Annotated in this window: 12 protein-coding genes and 1 pseudogene; 3 read left to right on the plus strand and 10 right to left on the minus strand. The window is 75.6% G+C overall.

Features of this window, described 5'->3' with window-relative positions; translation table 11 throughout:
* Positions 1-109 precede the first annotated feature (109 nt).
* Positions 110-217, plus strand: a pseudogene (locus ABTX81_RS39700) (aminoglycoside phosphotransferase family protein); the annotation flags it as partial.
* Here the strand turns inward: ABTX81_RS39700 and ABTX81_RS23135 are convergent.
* The 6 genes from ABTX81_RS23135 to ABTX81_RS23160 all read right to left on the minus strand — a co-directional run bounded on the left by ABTX81_RS23135 (position 214) and on the right by ABTX81_RS23160 (position 5,534).
* On the minus strand, positions 214-891 hold the full coding sequence (locus ABTX81_RS23135) for a dihydrofolate reductase family protein (protein WP_350548694.1): 678 nt from the start codon (positions 889-891) through the stop codon (positions 214-216). The pseudogene ABTX81_RS39700 and the gene ABTX81_RS23135 overlap by 4 nt on opposite strands.
* 69 nt (positions 892-960) lie before the next feature.
* Positions 961-2,472, minus strand: coding sequence for a cytochrome P450 (locus tag ABTX81_RS23140; protein ID WP_350548696.1), 1,512 nt, complete (start codon positions 2,470-2,472; stop codon positions 961-963).
* A gap of 54 nt (positions 2,473-2,526) precedes the next feature.
* Positions 2,527-3,147: a GTP-binding protein gene (locus ABTX81_RS23145; RefSeq protein WP_350548698.1), complete on the minus strand. Its 621-nt coding sequence runs from the start codon at positions 3,145-3,147 to the stop codon at positions 2,527-2,529.
* A complete protein-coding gene (locus tag ABTX81_RS23150; RefSeq protein WP_350548700.1) occupies positions 3,128-3,487 on the minus strand; it encodes a DUF742 domain-containing protein in 360 nt (119 codons plus the stop codon). The genes ABTX81_RS23145 and ABTX81_RS23150 overlap by 20 nt, the downstream gene beginning before the upstream one ends.
* Positions 3,484-3,891, minus strand: coding sequence for a roadblock/LC7 domain-containing protein (locus tag ABTX81_RS23155; RefSeq protein WP_350548702.1), 408 nt, complete (start codon positions 3,889-3,891; stop codon positions 3,484-3,486). The genes ABTX81_RS23150 and ABTX81_RS23155 overlap by 4 nt, the downstream gene beginning before the upstream one ends.
* Complete coding sequence (locus ABTX81_RS23160) at positions 3,888-5,534, minus strand: ATP-binding protein (protein ID WP_502892833.1); 1,647 nt, start codon at positions 5,532-5,534, stop codon at positions 3,888-3,890. Before ABTX81_RS23160 ends, ABTX81_RS23155 begins: the two co-directional genes overlap by 4 nt.
* Positions 5,535-5,962: 428 nt before the next feature.
* On the opposite strand from ABTX81_RS23160, the gene ABTX81_RS23165 reads away from it, so the two are divergent.
* Positions 5,963-6,841: a hypothetical protein gene (locus ABTX81_RS23165; protein ID WP_350548706.1), complete on the plus strand. Its 879-nt coding sequence runs from the start codon at positions 5,963-5,965 to the stop codon at positions 6,839-6,841.
* A gap of 18 nt (positions 6,842-6,859) precedes the next feature.
* Here the strand turns inward: ABTX81_RS23165 and ABTX81_RS23170 are convergent, their stop codons facing one another.
* Together ABTX81_RS23170 and ABTX81_RS23175 are read right to left on the minus strand one after the other, a co-directional pair.
* On the minus strand, positions 6,860-7,306 hold the full coding sequence (locus tag ABTX81_RS23170) for a PIN domain-containing protein (RefSeq protein ID WP_350548708.1): 447 nt from the start codon (positions 7,304-7,306) through the stop codon (positions 6,860-6,862).
* 218 nt (positions 7,307-7,524) lie between these two features.
* On the minus strand, positions 7,525-8,196 hold the full coding sequence (locus tag ABTX81_RS23175) for a hypothetical protein (RefSeq protein ID WP_350548710.1): 672 nt from the start codon (positions 8,194-8,196) through the stop codon (positions 7,525-7,527).
* Positions 8,197-8,459: 263 nt separating this feature from the next.
* Between ABTX81_RS23175 and ABTX81_RS23180 the strand changes: the two genes are divergently transcribed.
* Positions 8,460-11,696 (plus strand): fibronectin type III domain-containing protein, encoded by a 3,237-nt coding sequence (locus ABTX81_RS23180; protein ID WP_350548712.1) that lies wholly within the window; start codon positions 8,460-8,462, stop codon positions 11,694-11,696.
* A gap of 150 nt (positions 11,697-11,846) precedes the next feature.
* On the opposite strand, the gene ABTX81_RS23185 is transcribed toward ABTX81_RS23180, so the two are convergent.
* Positions 11,847-12,959 (minus strand): LLM class flavin-dependent oxidoreductase, encoded by a 1,113-nt coding sequence (locus ABTX81_RS23185; protein ID WP_350548714.1) that lies wholly within the window; start codon positions 12,957-12,959, stop codon positions 11,847-11,849.
* Positions 12,956-13,987: an LLM class flavin-dependent oxidoreductase gene (locus ABTX81_RS23190; protein WP_350548716.1), complete on the minus strand. Its 1,032-nt coding sequence runs from the start codon at positions 13,985-13,987 to the stop codon at positions 12,956-12,958. Before ABTX81_RS23190 ends, ABTX81_RS23185 begins: the two co-directional genes overlap by 4 nt.
* Between the last annotated feature and the right edge of the window lie 74 nt (positions 13,988-14,061).

Genomic DNA, 14,061 nt, shown 5'->3' on the forward strand with positions numbered 1-14,061 from the left:
CGGGCGGCCGCCACCGGCGGCGGGGAACGGCTCGCCGGCGCCGATCGGCTGTACGGCGGATGGACGTCGCAGATGCGGCGGCCGGCCGTCGAGGACCCGGCCGGGCCGCGCGGAGAAGGCCGCCGTCCCGTGGCGTGAGCTCGGCCGCACCGACCTGACACCGCCGCTGCCGGCCGCCCGCCCGGAGGACTGCCTTCAGGCGCTGTCCGACCGCTACGACGACGCGGTGCCGGTCCGACGGTCGGCCGGGGGCCGGGTGAAGGTCATGTGGGTGACGCCGCTGGGGGTGGTGACGGACTCGACGTCGTAGCGGTCCTCCAGGGCTTCGAGGCTGTCCCAGAGGCGTTCGCCGCGGCCGAGGAGGATCGGGACCACGGCTACGTGGAGGTGGTCGACCAGGTCGGCGGCGAGGAAGGCGCGGACGGTGCTGGGGCCGCCGCCGATCCGGACGTCGAGGTCGCCGGCGGCCTCGCGGGCGCGGGCGAGGGCCTCCTGGGGGGAGCCGTCGACGAAGTGGAAGACGGTGCCGCCCGCCATCTCCACGCTGGGCCTGGGGTGGTGGGTCATGATGAACACCGGGGTGTGGAACGGCGGGTTCGGCCCCCACCAGCCGTTCCAGTCGTGGTCCTGCCACGGGCCGCGCTGCGGGCCGAACTTGTTCCGCCCCATGATCTCCGCGCCGATGCCGTCGCCCCAGGTGCGCGCCACGGCGTCGTCGACGCCGGTCTCGCCGCCCTCCTCGCCGAGCATGGCGCGGAAGGTCCGGGTACGGAAGAACCAGCGGTGCAGCCGGTCGCCCGCGTGGCCGAACGGTGCTTCCAGGGTCTGCCCCTCGCCGGTGCCGTAGCCGTCGAGCGAGACGGAGAAGTTGTGGACGCGTACCAGGGACACGAGGTCACCCTCCGGTGGTCGGAGCTGGGGCTTCGGGCCGACTCTAGCCCCGGCGCCCCGGTCCGGCGGTCAGTGTCGCAGCCAGCCGGCGAACGTGTCCCACCACCCGCGCCGCGGCCCGGGCGGCGGCGGCGCCTCGGGCTCCACCGGCTCCACGTACTCCACCGGCACCGGTTCGGCCGGCGCCGGGGCCGCGGCCCCCGCGCTCGCCGCGGCCGCCACCGCCTCCGGCAGGTGCTCGCGCGGGGTGAACTCCACCGGCAGCTCCACCAGGTGGCGCGACAGCCAGGCCGAGGTCCAGGTCAGCTCCGACTCCGGGACGGCGAGCCGCAGGTCCGGCAGCAGGGTGAGCAGGCAGTCGATCCCGGTCTCCGCGATGGCCCGGCCGATGTCCTGGCCCGGGCACTCGTGCGGGCCGCTGCCGAAGGACAGGTGGGAGCGGTTGCCGTGCAGCGGCTTCGCCAGGTCCGGCCGCACCACCGGGTCGACGTTCCCGGCGGCCAGGCCCAGCAGCAGCATGTCGCCGGCCCTGATCCGGCGGCCGCCGAGCGCGGTGTCGCCGGTCGCCCACCGCCCGGCCACCAGCGACATCGGCGGGGCGTCCCACAGCACCTGGTCCAGCGCGTCCGGCACGGTCATATGACCGCCCGACAGATGGGCGCGGAACCGCTCGTCGGTGAGGATCATCTTCAGTGTGTCGGCGATCAGGTTGACGGTGGTCTCGTTCGCCGCCAGCAGCACCACCCGCAGGTGCTCCAGCACCTCCTCGTCGGTGAGCCCGGCCTCGTGCTGCATCAGCCGGGTGCACAGGTCGGGGCCGGGGTCGCTGCGCTTGCGCTCGACGGTGCGCCGCAGCGAGGCCACCACGTGGTCGTTGCTGGCGATGGCCGTCTCGGTGCCCTTCATCAGGTCGCGCGCCGCCTCGACCAGCCGCGGCCCGTACTCCTCGGGCATGCCGACCAGCTGGGTCATCACCAGCATCGGAAGGTGCTCGGCGAACCGGCTCACCAGCTCGGCCCGGCCGTCTCCGCCGAACTCCTCGACCAGCTCGGCCGTGTAGCGGGTGACGAAGCGGCGGACCCCGCGCCGGTCGGTGCCGTTCAGGCCGTCGGTGACGGCGCCGCGCAGCCGGCGGTGCTCCGCGCCGTCCGCGAACACGCAGAGCGGCTGCCAGGCGATGACCGGCATCAGCGGGGAGTCCGCCGCGACCCGGCCCTGCCGGAACGCCGTCCAGCGGCGCGAGTCCCGGGAGAAGCGCGAGGGCGTGCGCAGCACGGTGAGGTTCGCGGTGTGGCCGAGGACCAGCCAGGCCGGGAGGTCGCCGTGCAGCAGCACGGGCGCGACCTCGCCGTACTCGGCGCGCAGCTGCTCGTAGAGGGCCGACGGGTCGGCCTCGGCCGCGGGCCCGTAGAGCCGGCGCAGCCCCGCGACGGGCAGCTCGTCGAGGCCGGGTTCGTCGGGGCCGGGGTCGTCGAGCGCGTCGAGCACGGCCTGGTCCCGGCCGCCCGGGGCGCCGGCCCGGTGGGCGGGGCAGCCGGCCGGCGGGGCGAGGGGGGCGTCGTCACGGAACGGGGAGGTCACGGTGGCTCCGGGGGTGTGCGGCGGGCGGGGGACGGAGGTGGGGAGGGGCGCGGGTCAGTGGGCAGGCGGCGGCCCCGCGAGGTCGTAGAGGTAGTGCATGAGTGCGAGCAGCACGTCCCGCCCGGACTCGCGGACCCGGGCGTCGCACGCCACGATCGGGACCTCGGCCGGCAGGTCGAGCGCGAGCCGCAGCTCCTCGTCCGGGCAGTCGGGGGAGCCGGGGAAGGCGTTGACGGCGACGACGAACGGCACGCCGCGGTCCTCCAGCCGCCCGATCACGTCGAAGCTGATCTCCAGCCGGCGGGTGTCGAGCAGCACGACCGCCCCCAACGCCCCTTCGAACAGGCCGTTCCACAGGAACCAGAACCGCTCCTGCCCCGGCGTGCCGAACAGGTAGAGCACCAGCTCGTCGCTGATGCTGATCCGGCCGAAGTCCATCGCGACGGTGGTCTCGGACTTCCGTTCGATCCCGGCCAGGTCGTCGACCTCCGCCCCGGCCTGGGTCATCGTCTCCTCGGTGGTCAGCGGGCGGATCTCGCTCACCGAGCCGACCAGGGTCGTCTTGCCGACGCCGAAGCCGCCGACGATCACCACCTTGACGGCCGCAGCGGCCGAGTCCGGCAGCAGATCCTCGTCCGCCGGCCCGAGCACCGTGTCAGAGCCGCTGAAGTCCATGCATCACCGCCTCCAACAGGGCACGGTCGGGGAGTAGGGCGGCCGGGACGGCGGCGCGCGCCTCGACCCGTTCCCCGGCCACGAGGTCCGCCAGCAGCTGGGTGACCGCGCTGACGGGCAGCCGCAGGTAGGCGGAGACCTCGGCCACCGAGAGCGGCGATCCGCACAGGCGCAGGATCGCCGCGTGCTCCGGCGGCATCGAGGGGGCGGGCTCCGCCCGGGAGACGATCAGGGTGACCAGGTCCAGCGCGGCCTCTCCGGCCGGCTGGGTGTGGCCGCGCGTGACCACGTAGAAGCGTTCCGGGGCCTCGTCGCCCCAGTCCCCGCCGGTGGTGCTCATGCGACGGGCTCGCCCCTTCGCGGAGGTGTGCTGAGGTGCTCGCCGATCCGGGCGACCAGGTCGCGCATCCGGTGGCCCATCAGCCCGGCGTCCACGCCCTCGTCGGCGAGCACCGCGAGGTAGGCGCGGGCACCGGCCGCCATGAGGTAGAAGAAGCCGCCGCCCATCTCGATCACCACCAGCCGCATCCGGCCGTCCCCGTGCGGGAACTCGTGGCCGACGGCGGCGGCCAGGCTCTGCAGCCCGGCACAGGCGGCGGCGAGCCGGTCGGCGGCGTCGGGCGCGGTGCCGTACTGGGCGATCCGCAGGCCGTCGGCGGAGAGCACGACGACGTTGCGGACGAGCGGGACCTCGTCCGCGAGCTGCTTGAGCAGCCAGTCCAGGTTGGTCCGTGGCTGAATCATCGCTCGTCCTTCCGCGTCCCCGTCGGGTCTCCGTCGCTGTGGTCGGCCGGTCCGGTGCCGTTGATGCCCTCGGTGAAGGCGGCCAGCCAGAGGCCGGGCTGCACCGCGTCGTTGCCCCCGTCCGCCGGTCCACCGGGCCCGGCCGCGGCCGGGCCGGGGCCGCCGATGGGTCCGCCGCCGATGGGTCCGCCGCCGGTCGGGGTGCCGCGGGCGGGGGTGCCGCCGGTGGGGACGGCCTGACCGGCGCCGAACCGGACGGCCGGCGCGGAGTGCCGGCGGCGCCGGGGCAGACCGCCCGCGGTCCGCTCGGTCACCAGCGGGACGCCGTCCCCGCCGGTCGGCGTGCCGTCGAACGCCCTGCGGGTGCCGCTGAGCGGCCCGGGCGGCGGGCCGAACAGCGGGCGGCGCGGCGGCGGCGAGGTGTGCGGCCGGCGGTCGTCCACCGGGTCGGGGCCGGACGAGCCGGTGACGCCGATGCCGTGGGCGCGCCCGGTCGCGGGGGCGGTGGTGATCAGCTCCTGCGGGAAGACCAGCACCGCCCGCACCCCGCCGTAGGCCGAGGGGCGCAGCGAGACCTGGAAGCCGTACGCCCGGCAGAGCCGGCCGACCACCGCGAGGCCGAGCCGCGGCGTCTCGCCGAGCTCGTTGAGGCCGAGGCCGGCCTGGGCCTCGGCCAGCATCCGCTCGGCCCGGGCCCGGCCCTCCTCGCTGAGGCTCAGCCCGCCGTCCTCGATCTCGATCGCGATGCCGCTCTGCACCTCGACCGCGGTCAGGTGCACGAGGGTGTGCGGCGGGGAGTAGCGGGTGGCGTTGTCCAGCAGCTCGGCCACCGCGTGGATGAGCGGTTCGACGGCCGGGCCGACCACGGCGACGTCCGAGACCGGGTGCAGCTCGACCCGCTCGAAGTCGAGGATGCGCGACATGCCGCCGCGCAGCACGCTGTACAGCGGCACCGCCTTGTTCCACTGGCGGCCCGGCCGGGCGCCGCCGAGCACCGCGATGCTGTCGGCGAGGCGGCCGATCAGGGCGTTGCCGTGGTCGAGCAGCAGCAGGTCGCCGAAGACGGCGGGGTCGGTGCCGTGCGCGTGCTCCATGCTGCGCAGTTCGGCGGCCTGCCGGTGGGCGATCGCCTGGACGCGGCGGGCGATGTTGACGAAGGAGCGCTGGGCGGCCTCGCGCCGCGCCTCCTCGTTCTCGACGATCTCCAGCACGGCGCGCAGCAGGGTCTGCTGCGCCGCCCGGAACTCGGCGCCGACCGTGACGTCCTGCAGGGTGTACGCGCGGACCACGTTCTCCAGGCCCTCGCCCATCGAGAGCCTGGTCATCGCGGCGGGCAGGACGGACTTGGCCAGCCGGACGTACTCGGTCTCCTGCCGGGTCAGCCGGCGCAGCAACTCGCCCTCGCGCTGGAGCGCCCGGGCGCGCAACTCCTCCGCCGTCCGGCCCCGGCGGGCGGCCTCGGCGGCCACCAGGACCACCGCCAGGGTGCCCACCACCGCGCACAGGGCGACCCCGGTCCGGGCGCCGGGAGAGGCCGCGGCCACCGTGACGGCGGCGACGGCGGCCGTCGCGAGGGTGGGCAGGAGCCAGACGAGCACGGGGGCGGAGCGCCGGCGTCCGGGTGACGAACCAGCACCAAGCATTCAGCATCCTCAGAACGGTCGAAGAGCGGGGGGAAGGGACGGGCGGGCGGTCGGCCCGGGGGCGTGCGTGGTCAGGGCGGGGCGGGTGGCGCCGGGGCCCGCCGTCGCCGTGCGCTGCGCGCGCCGGCGGGAGCGGCCCGGCCGGACTCCGGGACCCGCGACCGGGCCGGTGTCGGGCTCAGGTTTACCGTGCGCCGCCCCCCGCGCACGGGCGCCCACGCCCAGTTCGCCAATGCGAGCGGACTCCCGGTGAACTTGCCACGAGCACGCGCCGTTTCGTGCTAGGGAGCGCGGGGGTGCGCCCCGGCGTACTGCTGTGGCCGGCGCTCCGGTGCGCCCTTGATCAGCCGAAATGACGAACCGTCGGACGGGTCGGGGGCGGGCGGCGGGGGAACCATGGCCCAACACGCCCGACTCCGGGGGGACGGATGTCGAACGGATCCCGGCCGGCGACCGGTCCGGCCGCCCAGCTGCTCGACCTGGTGGCCACCGCCGTGGGCCTCACCGTGGCCGCCGCCGTGGTGGCGGGCTTCGACCTGGGCGGTCCGCCCGCCAACCGGGGCGCCGCCGTGCTCGGCGCGGCGGGCCTGCTGGTGGCCGTGCACGCCGCCGGGGGCGCGCTGGTCCGCCGGTTCCCGCCGGACCGCTCGTGCGCGTCCTGCCTCGGGGCGCTCCTGCTGGTACCGGTGCTGCTGGCGGCGGAGCCGGCGGCGCTCTGGCTGGCGGTGCGCCTGGCCGGCGGGCTCGGCCTGCCGGCCGGGCTGTCGGGGCCGGGCGCGACGGTGGTGGCCGCGGTGGTGGTGATGCTCGTCGGGGTGACGGTGCGCCAGCTCTGGTCCGTCCTGGCCGACCACGACGGGGACGGCGCGGCGCTGCGCGGCGTCGCCCGGCACCTGCTCGCCGTGGCCGGCCTGGCGCTGGTGGTCGCCGTGCTCGACGGCGCCGTGCTGGCGAACGGCCCGGGCTGGCGGCAACTGCTCACCCTGGTCGCCCTGGGGGCCGTGCTCGGCCCCAAGTTCAGCCGGCTCTCGCTGCCGGGGCGCGGCGTGCGGCTGCGCTCGGCGGCCGGCCTGGCGGTCGCGACGGCGGGCAACCTGCTGAAACTGTGGCTGGTGACCTGGCTCAGCACCTGGATGGAGCTGCCGCTGAGCCTCGCCGGGTTCGCCGCCTTCGCCGCCGCGGCGCTGCTGGTCGCGGTGGTGATGCTGCCCACCTCGGTGGCCGGCCGGTGGGCGGCGGACCCCGGTGGGCCGTCCCTGCCGGGGGCGGTGGCCGAGCTGTACGGCCGGCTGCCGCCGGCCCTGTGAGCGGCCTGGCGCCGGTGGTCAGCGGGGGCGGACGGCGCGCGGCCCCGTCACCGCGGCGCCGAGGGCGGTGACCCGGGCACGCAGCCCGCGGTCGGCCGTGACGACCAGGCAGTCCCGTCCGGGGCTCGCGGCCAGCGCCGCCGCGACCAGGTCGACGATCAGATCGTCGCCACTGCCGCTCGCGGCCTCCACCCGGACCTCCGGCGTCGCCGCCACTCCCCGGGCGGCGCCCTCCACGACCAGGACGACTTCCAACGGCCCGGTCCGCGCCCACGCGGGCAGACCGGGGCGCTCCTCGCCCGCGGCGCCGCCCAGTCCGTGGCCGCCGAGCGGCGCGAGCGCGTCGCGCAGGCGCTGCGCCGCGCCCCGCCGGTCGCGCCACCAGCCGTCGGGCACCGAGCCCACGACGTTGGCCCCGTCCACCACCAGCAGCGGAACACCCCGCGCGGCCTCGCTCTCACCCATGGCGGGCAAGTCTGTCACCTCGTGGACGCGCCACGGCCGACGGGTGTGGGCGGTGAGCGGAAGTCGCACGACCGGTGCCGCCTTCCCTGCGCGGGGCACCGCCCGCGGGCCCCGTGTGTACGCCAGCGTGGATGAGCGGAGCAGGCGTCATGTCCGGTGGCGTACACACGGGGGCGGGGTGACCCGGCGCACGCCCCGCGCCCCCTGCTGTCCCGGCCTCAGAACTCCGGGAAGCACTGCTCGGCGAACTCGCCGCCGAACACCCGCCGGGCGTGGGTGAGCATCCGCCGGGCGTACACCGGGTCCCGGGCCAGGCGGGAGTAGCCGTCGAGCCCGACGGTGATGACGCCGGCGGTGTCGGCCAGGTAGACGTCCAGCCCGGGGTACATCAGCTCGACACAGGGGACGTCGTCGATGTCCAGCGCGAACACCGGGTACTCGCCGTACTCGTCGCCCGCCCCGGTCGCCAGCACCCGGCGCGAGTCCGAGCCGCCGGCGAGCAGGAAGCACTCGTCGAAGCGGTCCGACACGGTGTCGAAGCACGAGCCCCAGACCTCGCCGAGCTCCTCCCGGGCCAGCTCGCCCAGCGACCGGGGCGTGAACCGGCCGTCCCCGTCGAGCCACCCGAACCGGCGCAGCAGCCCGGCGTCGAACGCCAGCCAGCGCCGCAGGCTCGGCGGCAGCGGCCGCCCGCTCGGGAAGACCGCCCCGGCCAACAGCCCGTCCGGCAGCGGCTCGGGCGCACCGGTCAGCCACGGCCCGGCCCACGGGCCGTACTCCAGGATCGGCCGGTGCGGGTCGGCCGCCACGGCGGCGACGGCACGCTCGGTGAGCGCGACGCCGTGCGCGTCGCTCGGGGGGATCGGGGGGATCGGGATCGCGGGGTTCATGGGGCTCGCTGTCCTGTCCGGGAATCGCTCGGCTGGTAGGCGGTCGCGCCGAATCTACGGGGCCCCGCCGACACCCGGAGTCCAAGGGCCCTGACCACGTTCCGTACGCCTGTCGCGGGAGGCTCACTGGACGCCAATTCTGGTGCAATTGCACTGAGTTGAGGATGGTTTGGTTCCGCTTCCCCGTCGGTAGCATCCGGCGGGGCCCCACCGGGGCCCGGTCCCGCGGACCCGTGTGTGCCGCGGGCGGAGAGGTAGTGACCATGTGGCATTCGAGGAAGACCGGGACCGGGCGCTTACGCGGCCGCTCGGTCCTGGCCGTCGCGATCGTGCTGGGGCTGGGCGCGGGAACGGTCGGAGCGGCCGGCGCCGCTCCGGCGCCGGCCCGGGCCGGCGCCCTGACCCAGGCGGTGCAGGCGCCGCTGATCGACTCCGTGCAGCCGTTCGCCTCCGGCACCGTGCACGTGACCGTCACCCCCGGTGACACCGCCCAGGAAGCGCTGGCCAAGGTCGACGTGTACGTCTACCCGTTGGACGCGGACGGCAACGCGGGCTTCCCGGCGTTCGCCGTCGGTACCGTGAACCACCCCGACCCGGCCAACCCGCCGGTGGTCGAGATCGGCGGTCTGACCGACGACGTCAACTACGCGTTCCGGGCCGTCGAGACCACCGCCGGCGGCACCGTCTCCGGCACCTCGCCCGCCTTCATCGGCGGCCCGCAGACGCCCAAGGCGCCGCTGGCCCCCACCCTGGCCACCTTGCTGGGCCGGCACGAGGGGCTGATCGCCTCCTGGAACCCCGCCCACCCCAACGGCTCGCCCGTGACCGGCTACACCGTCACCGCGACGCCGAACGGCCCGGGCGCGAGCGTGACCGTGAACGTGGCGGGCGATGTGCTGAGCACCGCCGTCACCGGGCTGGTCGACAACAGGTACTACTTCGTCTCGGTCACTGCCACCAACGCGGCCGGGACCGGACCGGCCGGCACCTCGGACAGCCAGACCACCGGCGCCAACGACAACGGCACCGTCCTCACCAGGCCCGCCTACACCGCCGGCGCCCCGCAGGACGTGATCGCCGCGCCGCCGCCGGTCGGCGCGGACGGCGGCCAGCCCGATCCGTCCTCGCTGAAGGTGACCTGGGACGCCCCGCTGGACGACGGTGGGAACACCCTCACCAGCTACACCGTGGACGCCACCGCCCCGGGCCACCCGCCCGCCACGGCGACCGTGCCGGCCGCCACGAAGCAGGCGACGCTGACCTCGCTGGCTCCGGGCGTCGAGTACGCGATCACGGTCACCGCGACCCAGCAGGACGGCGCGCGCGGCGCCACCAGCGCCGTGGTCAAGGCCGAGCCCGCCCCGGTCCTCGCGGCCGGCACGGTGCTGCTGTCCGCCGCCTCGGCGGCGGCCGTCACCGAGGTCACCGGCAACAGCGTGGTGTTCACCGACCCGCCCGCGCAGGTGACCGGCCTGAAGGTGAAGAACGTCATCGTCGTCGGGGAGAGCAGTAACCCGCTGCTCCACGACGGACTGCTGCGCACGGTGGAGAAGATCAGCACCGTCGGCGGCAGGGTGACCGTCACCACCAGCCATGCCGCGTTGGAGCAGGCCTTCCTGTCCCTGGCCTTCACCGCCACCGGCAGCCGGCTGGCCTCCGGTCCCGACGGCTACCGGATCAAGATGCTCAACCCCAACGTCCAGGCGTCGGTGGCCTCCCAGGGCTCCGGCCCGGGAGCGAGCAAGACCTTCACCCTCGACCTGGCCGAGAAGCTCACCAACGATCCCAAGATGAAGGAGCGGCTGGGCGACAACACGACGGTCACGGCGAAGCTCACCGCGGCACTGAGCCTGAGCACCAACTGGTCGGCCACCGCCGGCATGGAACGCGACCCCAACTACTACGCCGTGGATCCCCGCGGTTACACCCTCACCTACGACTTCTCCGCGACCGCGACCGCGAAGGCGTCGATCCAAGGCGAACTGGGCATCGCGTACAAGCACGAGACGCAGCGCGAACCGCTGCTCAGCCTCAAGCCGGCGACCTGCCTGACGGTGTACGCGGTCGTGCTGTGCCCCTCGCTGACGGTCTACACCGAGACCTCGATCGACGGGTCGATCAAGTTCTCCTTCTCCGCCTCCTACGAGCGGACGATGGGCGGCAGGATCAACCGTGACAACACCGGGACGGTCCACAAGACGGACCTGACCAAGGACCCCGTCACCACGTTCGACTACTCGCTGAACGCGGCGGCCAAGGTCACCTTCGCCTTCCCCGTGGCGCTCGAGATCCTCGTCTACAACCTCGTCGGCCCGCGGCTGGAGATCACGCCCGCCATCGAGATCAACGCGGACACCTCCGCCAACCCATGGCTGACGGTGAAGGCACCACTGAAGGTCGCGCTGTACTTCGTCGTCGACTTCAAGGTCGCCAGCATGTCCGCCGGCGGTGAGTTGTACAACACGAGCTTCGACCTGTACAAGGCCGCCGGCCCCTTCCCCGGACCGTCCCTGTCCGGCGGCTCGTCCCTCGCCCTGGGCGCGCGCGGCGCGGCGTCCTCCGAGAGCCTGACCGCGGCGGCCGGGCAGCACCAGTACACCGTGACCTGGCCCGCCGGATGCGACCCCGGCCAGGGGGTCACCTGGTCCATGACGCCCGGTTCGCTGGGCACCGTCGACCAGAACGGCCTCTACACCCCGCCGCACCCGCGCCCCAGCCACTACGTCGACCTGGTCAACGCCACCACCGCCGGCACGCCCACCTGCCCGCCGGCCACCGCCCAGGCGGCCGTCCACCACGGCTCGACCCTCCCGGGCGCCCCGAAGCACCCCGGGATCAGCCCGGACGGCTCGACCGTCAGCTGGACCGCGCCCGCCGACGGCGGCAGCGCCATCCAGGAGTACGTGGTGACCGTGGTGCACGATCGGAGCGACCCGGCCGGCGCCGAAACGGTCCTGGGGAGGGTGCCCGGCACCGAGACGTCGCTGGCGATCCCCGCCGACCGCGTCGCGCAGATCGAGGCGGACCACGCCGAGGTGCAGGTCACCGCGGTGAACGAGCGCGGGCAGGGCCCCGCCTCCGTCCCGTCGCGCCCCGCCCCGTCCACCAACCCGCTGCCGTTCGTGGCCTGGACGAAGGGGGCCGTCAGCGGCGGCACCTTCTCCGTGACGCCCCACATGGTGAACGTGGGTACGAACGACGCCACGAACGTCCGCTACCAGCTCAGCTACCCCGAGGGCTTCACCAGCCGCACCAGCCCGTCCGCGTGCACCGTCGACGCGGCGCAGCGGCTCCTGACCTGCGACATGGTCGACATCGCCGCCGGGCACCAGGCGATCACCCCGCTGATCTCCTTCACCCTCGGTCAGCTGACCCCGGGCACCGGCTACCCGCTGACCATCACCCGCCTGTCGGCCAGCCCCTACCCGAGCGATCCCAACAACGGCACCATGACCCTCCTCTGCACCGCCGACACCGCGGGCAAGGTCACCTGCGCCTGACCGTCCCGCGTCGAGAAGGCCGGTCGGACCGGGGCACCGCCCCGGTCCGACCGGCCCACGCGGTGAACAGAAGCCCGTCGTGACCGCGGTGTTGCCCATCGGGCCTGGCGGTCGGCCGCGGAGACTGCGCGCCCCTGCTCATCGAGGAGATCAAGCCCATCGGGGCGATCCGGCCGGCAGGCCGAGGTGGCCGTGGAGGGTGTGGGACGTGTAGGCGGTGCGGAAGGCGCCGCGGCGCTGGAGTTCGGGGACGAGGGCGCGGGTGATCGCCAGGAGGTCGTGGGGGAGGCGGGCGGGGCGCAGGCGGAAGCCGTCCAGGCGGAGGCCGGCGGTGTCGACGGCGTGCCAGGCGAGGAGGAGGTCGGCGAGTTCGGCGGGGGTGCCGGTGAAGACCTCGGCGTCGGAGGCGAGCGGGGCGCCGTCGAGGTCGTCGAGCCGCGCCTTCTGCCGGGCGGCCTCGCCGGGGCGCTCGTCGAGGAGGACCAGCAGGTCGGCGAAGACCTTGAGGGGGCGGTCGGCCGGCCGGGCGACGGCGGTGGCGGCGGCCGCGACCTCGGTGAGGACGGCCGCGGCGTCGGCGGGGGAGTGCGGGGTGACGAAGACGACGTCGCCGCCCCTGGCCGCCAGTTCGTACGGGATGCGGGCGTGGGCGAGGACGGTGACGGGGAGGGCCGGCCGGTGGCCGTCCCAGAGCCGTCGGACGGTGGCCAGCACCTCGGCCGCGTCGTCGAAGAGCGGGGCGAGCCGGGCGGAGATCGTCTCGGGCGAGCCGAGGTCGTCCTCCCTGAGCGTCGCCGGCGGGCGCCGGCCGAAGTGGGCGGCGTCGTCGGCGCGGGCGGAGATCTGCGGGCGCCAGCCGGCCCGGCCGTGGCCCGCCCGGTCGAGGGTGGCCAGGGCGGCGGACAGGTGGAGCGGCTCGGTGTGGGTGACGTTGGTGGTGGGCACCAGCCCGATCCGGGAGGTCAGCGGTGCCACCCGGCTCGCGATCAGGACGGCGTCGAGCCGGCCGCGCACCTGGTCGGTGCGCTCGTCGGGCCCGCGCAGGCTCACCGACTGGACGGCGAGGGCGTCCTCGAAGGTGACCAGGTCGAGCAGGCCGTGCTCGGCCTCCGTGACCAGGCCGGCCCAGTAGCCGGCGGTGAACAGCTCGCCGGGGCGGGCGCCCTCGGCGCGCCAGGCGGCCGGGTGCCAGCCGGCCCCGTCCAGGGCGACGGCGAGGTGCAGCGGCGGCAGGCCGTGAACGGTGTCGGCGGGGCCGGTCATACGGCGTTCTCCCGGCTGGGTCGGCGGGCCTGGGCGAGCCCGAGGTGGTCGCGGAGGGTGGTGCCGGCGTACAGGGTGCGGTGCGCGCCGTCCGCCTGGAGCAGGGGGACGACCAGGTCGACGAAGTCCTCCAGCGGGCCGGAGGCCGGGTGCGGGGTGAGCAGGAAGCCGTCCGGGCCGCCGCCGCGCACCTGCGCGGTGAGCGCGTCGGCGACCTGGCGCGGGGTGCCGGTGACGTCGGCGGCGCCGTCCCGCGCCGCCGACGGGGTCTCGCCGAGCGCGTAGCCGACGGCGCTGAGGATCCTGAGCCCGTCGGGGGACCGGCCGTGGGCGGCGAGCCGGCCGGCGAGGTCCTGCCGGATCCTCCGGGCCTCCTCCAGCCCGGTGAACGGGACGATCACCACGTCCGCGTCGGCCGCCGCCGGGTCGAGGTCCCGTGCGGAGGCGACGGTCCGGACGACGACGGGGTGGCCCTGCGGGGCGCGCGGGGTGGTGAACCGGCCGTCGAGGGCGAAGTGTTCGCCGCGGTGGGTGAAAGCGCCCGCGCCGGGCCGGACGAACACGCCGCCGTCCGGGTCCGCCGGGACGTCGTCCTCGGCCCAGCTGTCCCACAACGTCCGGGCGGCGCGCAGGAACTCGGCGGCGTGGGCGGGCCGGTCGGCGTCCGGGGGCGAGGCGGCATGCCGGAGCGCGCCGACGGCGGGGCCCTCGGGGCCGGGCGTCACGCTCCAGGCCGCGCGGCCGCCGCTGAGGTGGTCGAGCGAGGCCAGCCGCCGGGCCAGTTCGTAGGGTTGCCGGCCGACCGGGCCGAGGCCGGCGGCCAGGCCGAGGCGGGTGGTGGTGGCGGCCAGGGCGCCGAGGGCGGTCAGGACCTCGGGCCCGGGCGGGGCGCTCTCGGGCAGGAGCAGGAAGTCGAACCCGCCGCGCTCGGCGGTGCGGGCGAGCCGGGTGAGCCCGGCCAGGCCGTCCGGGCCGGGGTCGTCGGCCACGGGCGGGAGTACGGCGAGATGGATCTGCTGTGCGGACACGACGACGATCGCCTCCTGTCGGCCGCCCGTTCGCCGCGCGTTCGTCCGCGCGGCCGGGCCCGCTCATCCTGCGC

Source organism: Kitasatospora sp. NPDC097605 (genome assembly GCF_040302725.1).
Classification (GTDB): Bacteria; Actinomycetota; Actinomycetes; order Streptomycetales; family Streptomycetaceae; genus Kitasatospora.

What these genes read in the sequence shown, in the direction of transcription:
- ABTX81_RS23165 (WP_350548706.1), top strand. Translation starts at nt 5,963, where the DNA reads ATGTCGAACGGATCCCGGCCGGCGACCGGTCCGGCCGCCCAGCTGCTC.
- ABTX81_RS23185 (WP_350548714.1), bottom strand. Translation starts at nt 12,959, where the DNA reads ATGACCGGCCCCGCCGACACCGTTCACGGCCTGCCGCCGCTGCACCTC.
- ABTX81_RS23180 (WP_350548712.1), top strand. Translation starts at nt 8,460, where the DNA reads ATGTGGCATTCGAGGAAGACCGGGACCGGGCGCTTACGCGGCCGCTCG.
- ABTX81_RS23155 (WP_350548702.1), bottom strand. Translation starts at nt 3,891, where the DNA reads ATGATTCAGCCACGGACCAACCTGGACTGGCTGCTCAAGCAGCTCGCG.
- ABTX81_RS23145 (WP_350548698.1), bottom strand. Translation starts at nt 3,147, where the DNA reads ATGGACTTCAGCGGCTCTGACACGGTGCTCGGGCCGGCGGACGAGGAT.
- ABTX81_RS23150 (WP_350548700.1), bottom strand. Translation starts at nt 3,487, where the DNA reads ATGAGCACCACCGGCGGGGACTGGGGCGACGAGGCCCCGGAACGCTTC.
- ABTX81_RS23175 (WP_350548710.1), bottom strand. Translation starts at nt 8,196, where the DNA reads ATGAACCCCGCGATCCCGATCCCCCCGATCCCCCCGAGCGACGCGCAC.
- ABTX81_RS23160 (WP_502892833.1), bottom strand. Translation starts at nt 5,534, where the DNA reads ATGCTTGGTGCTGGTTCGTCACCCGGACGCCGGCGCTCCGCCCCCGTG.
- ABTX81_RS23170 (WP_350548708.1), bottom strand. Translation starts at nt 7,306, where the DNA reads ATGGGTGAGAGCGAGGCCGCGCGGGGTGTTCCGCTGCTGGTGGTGGAC.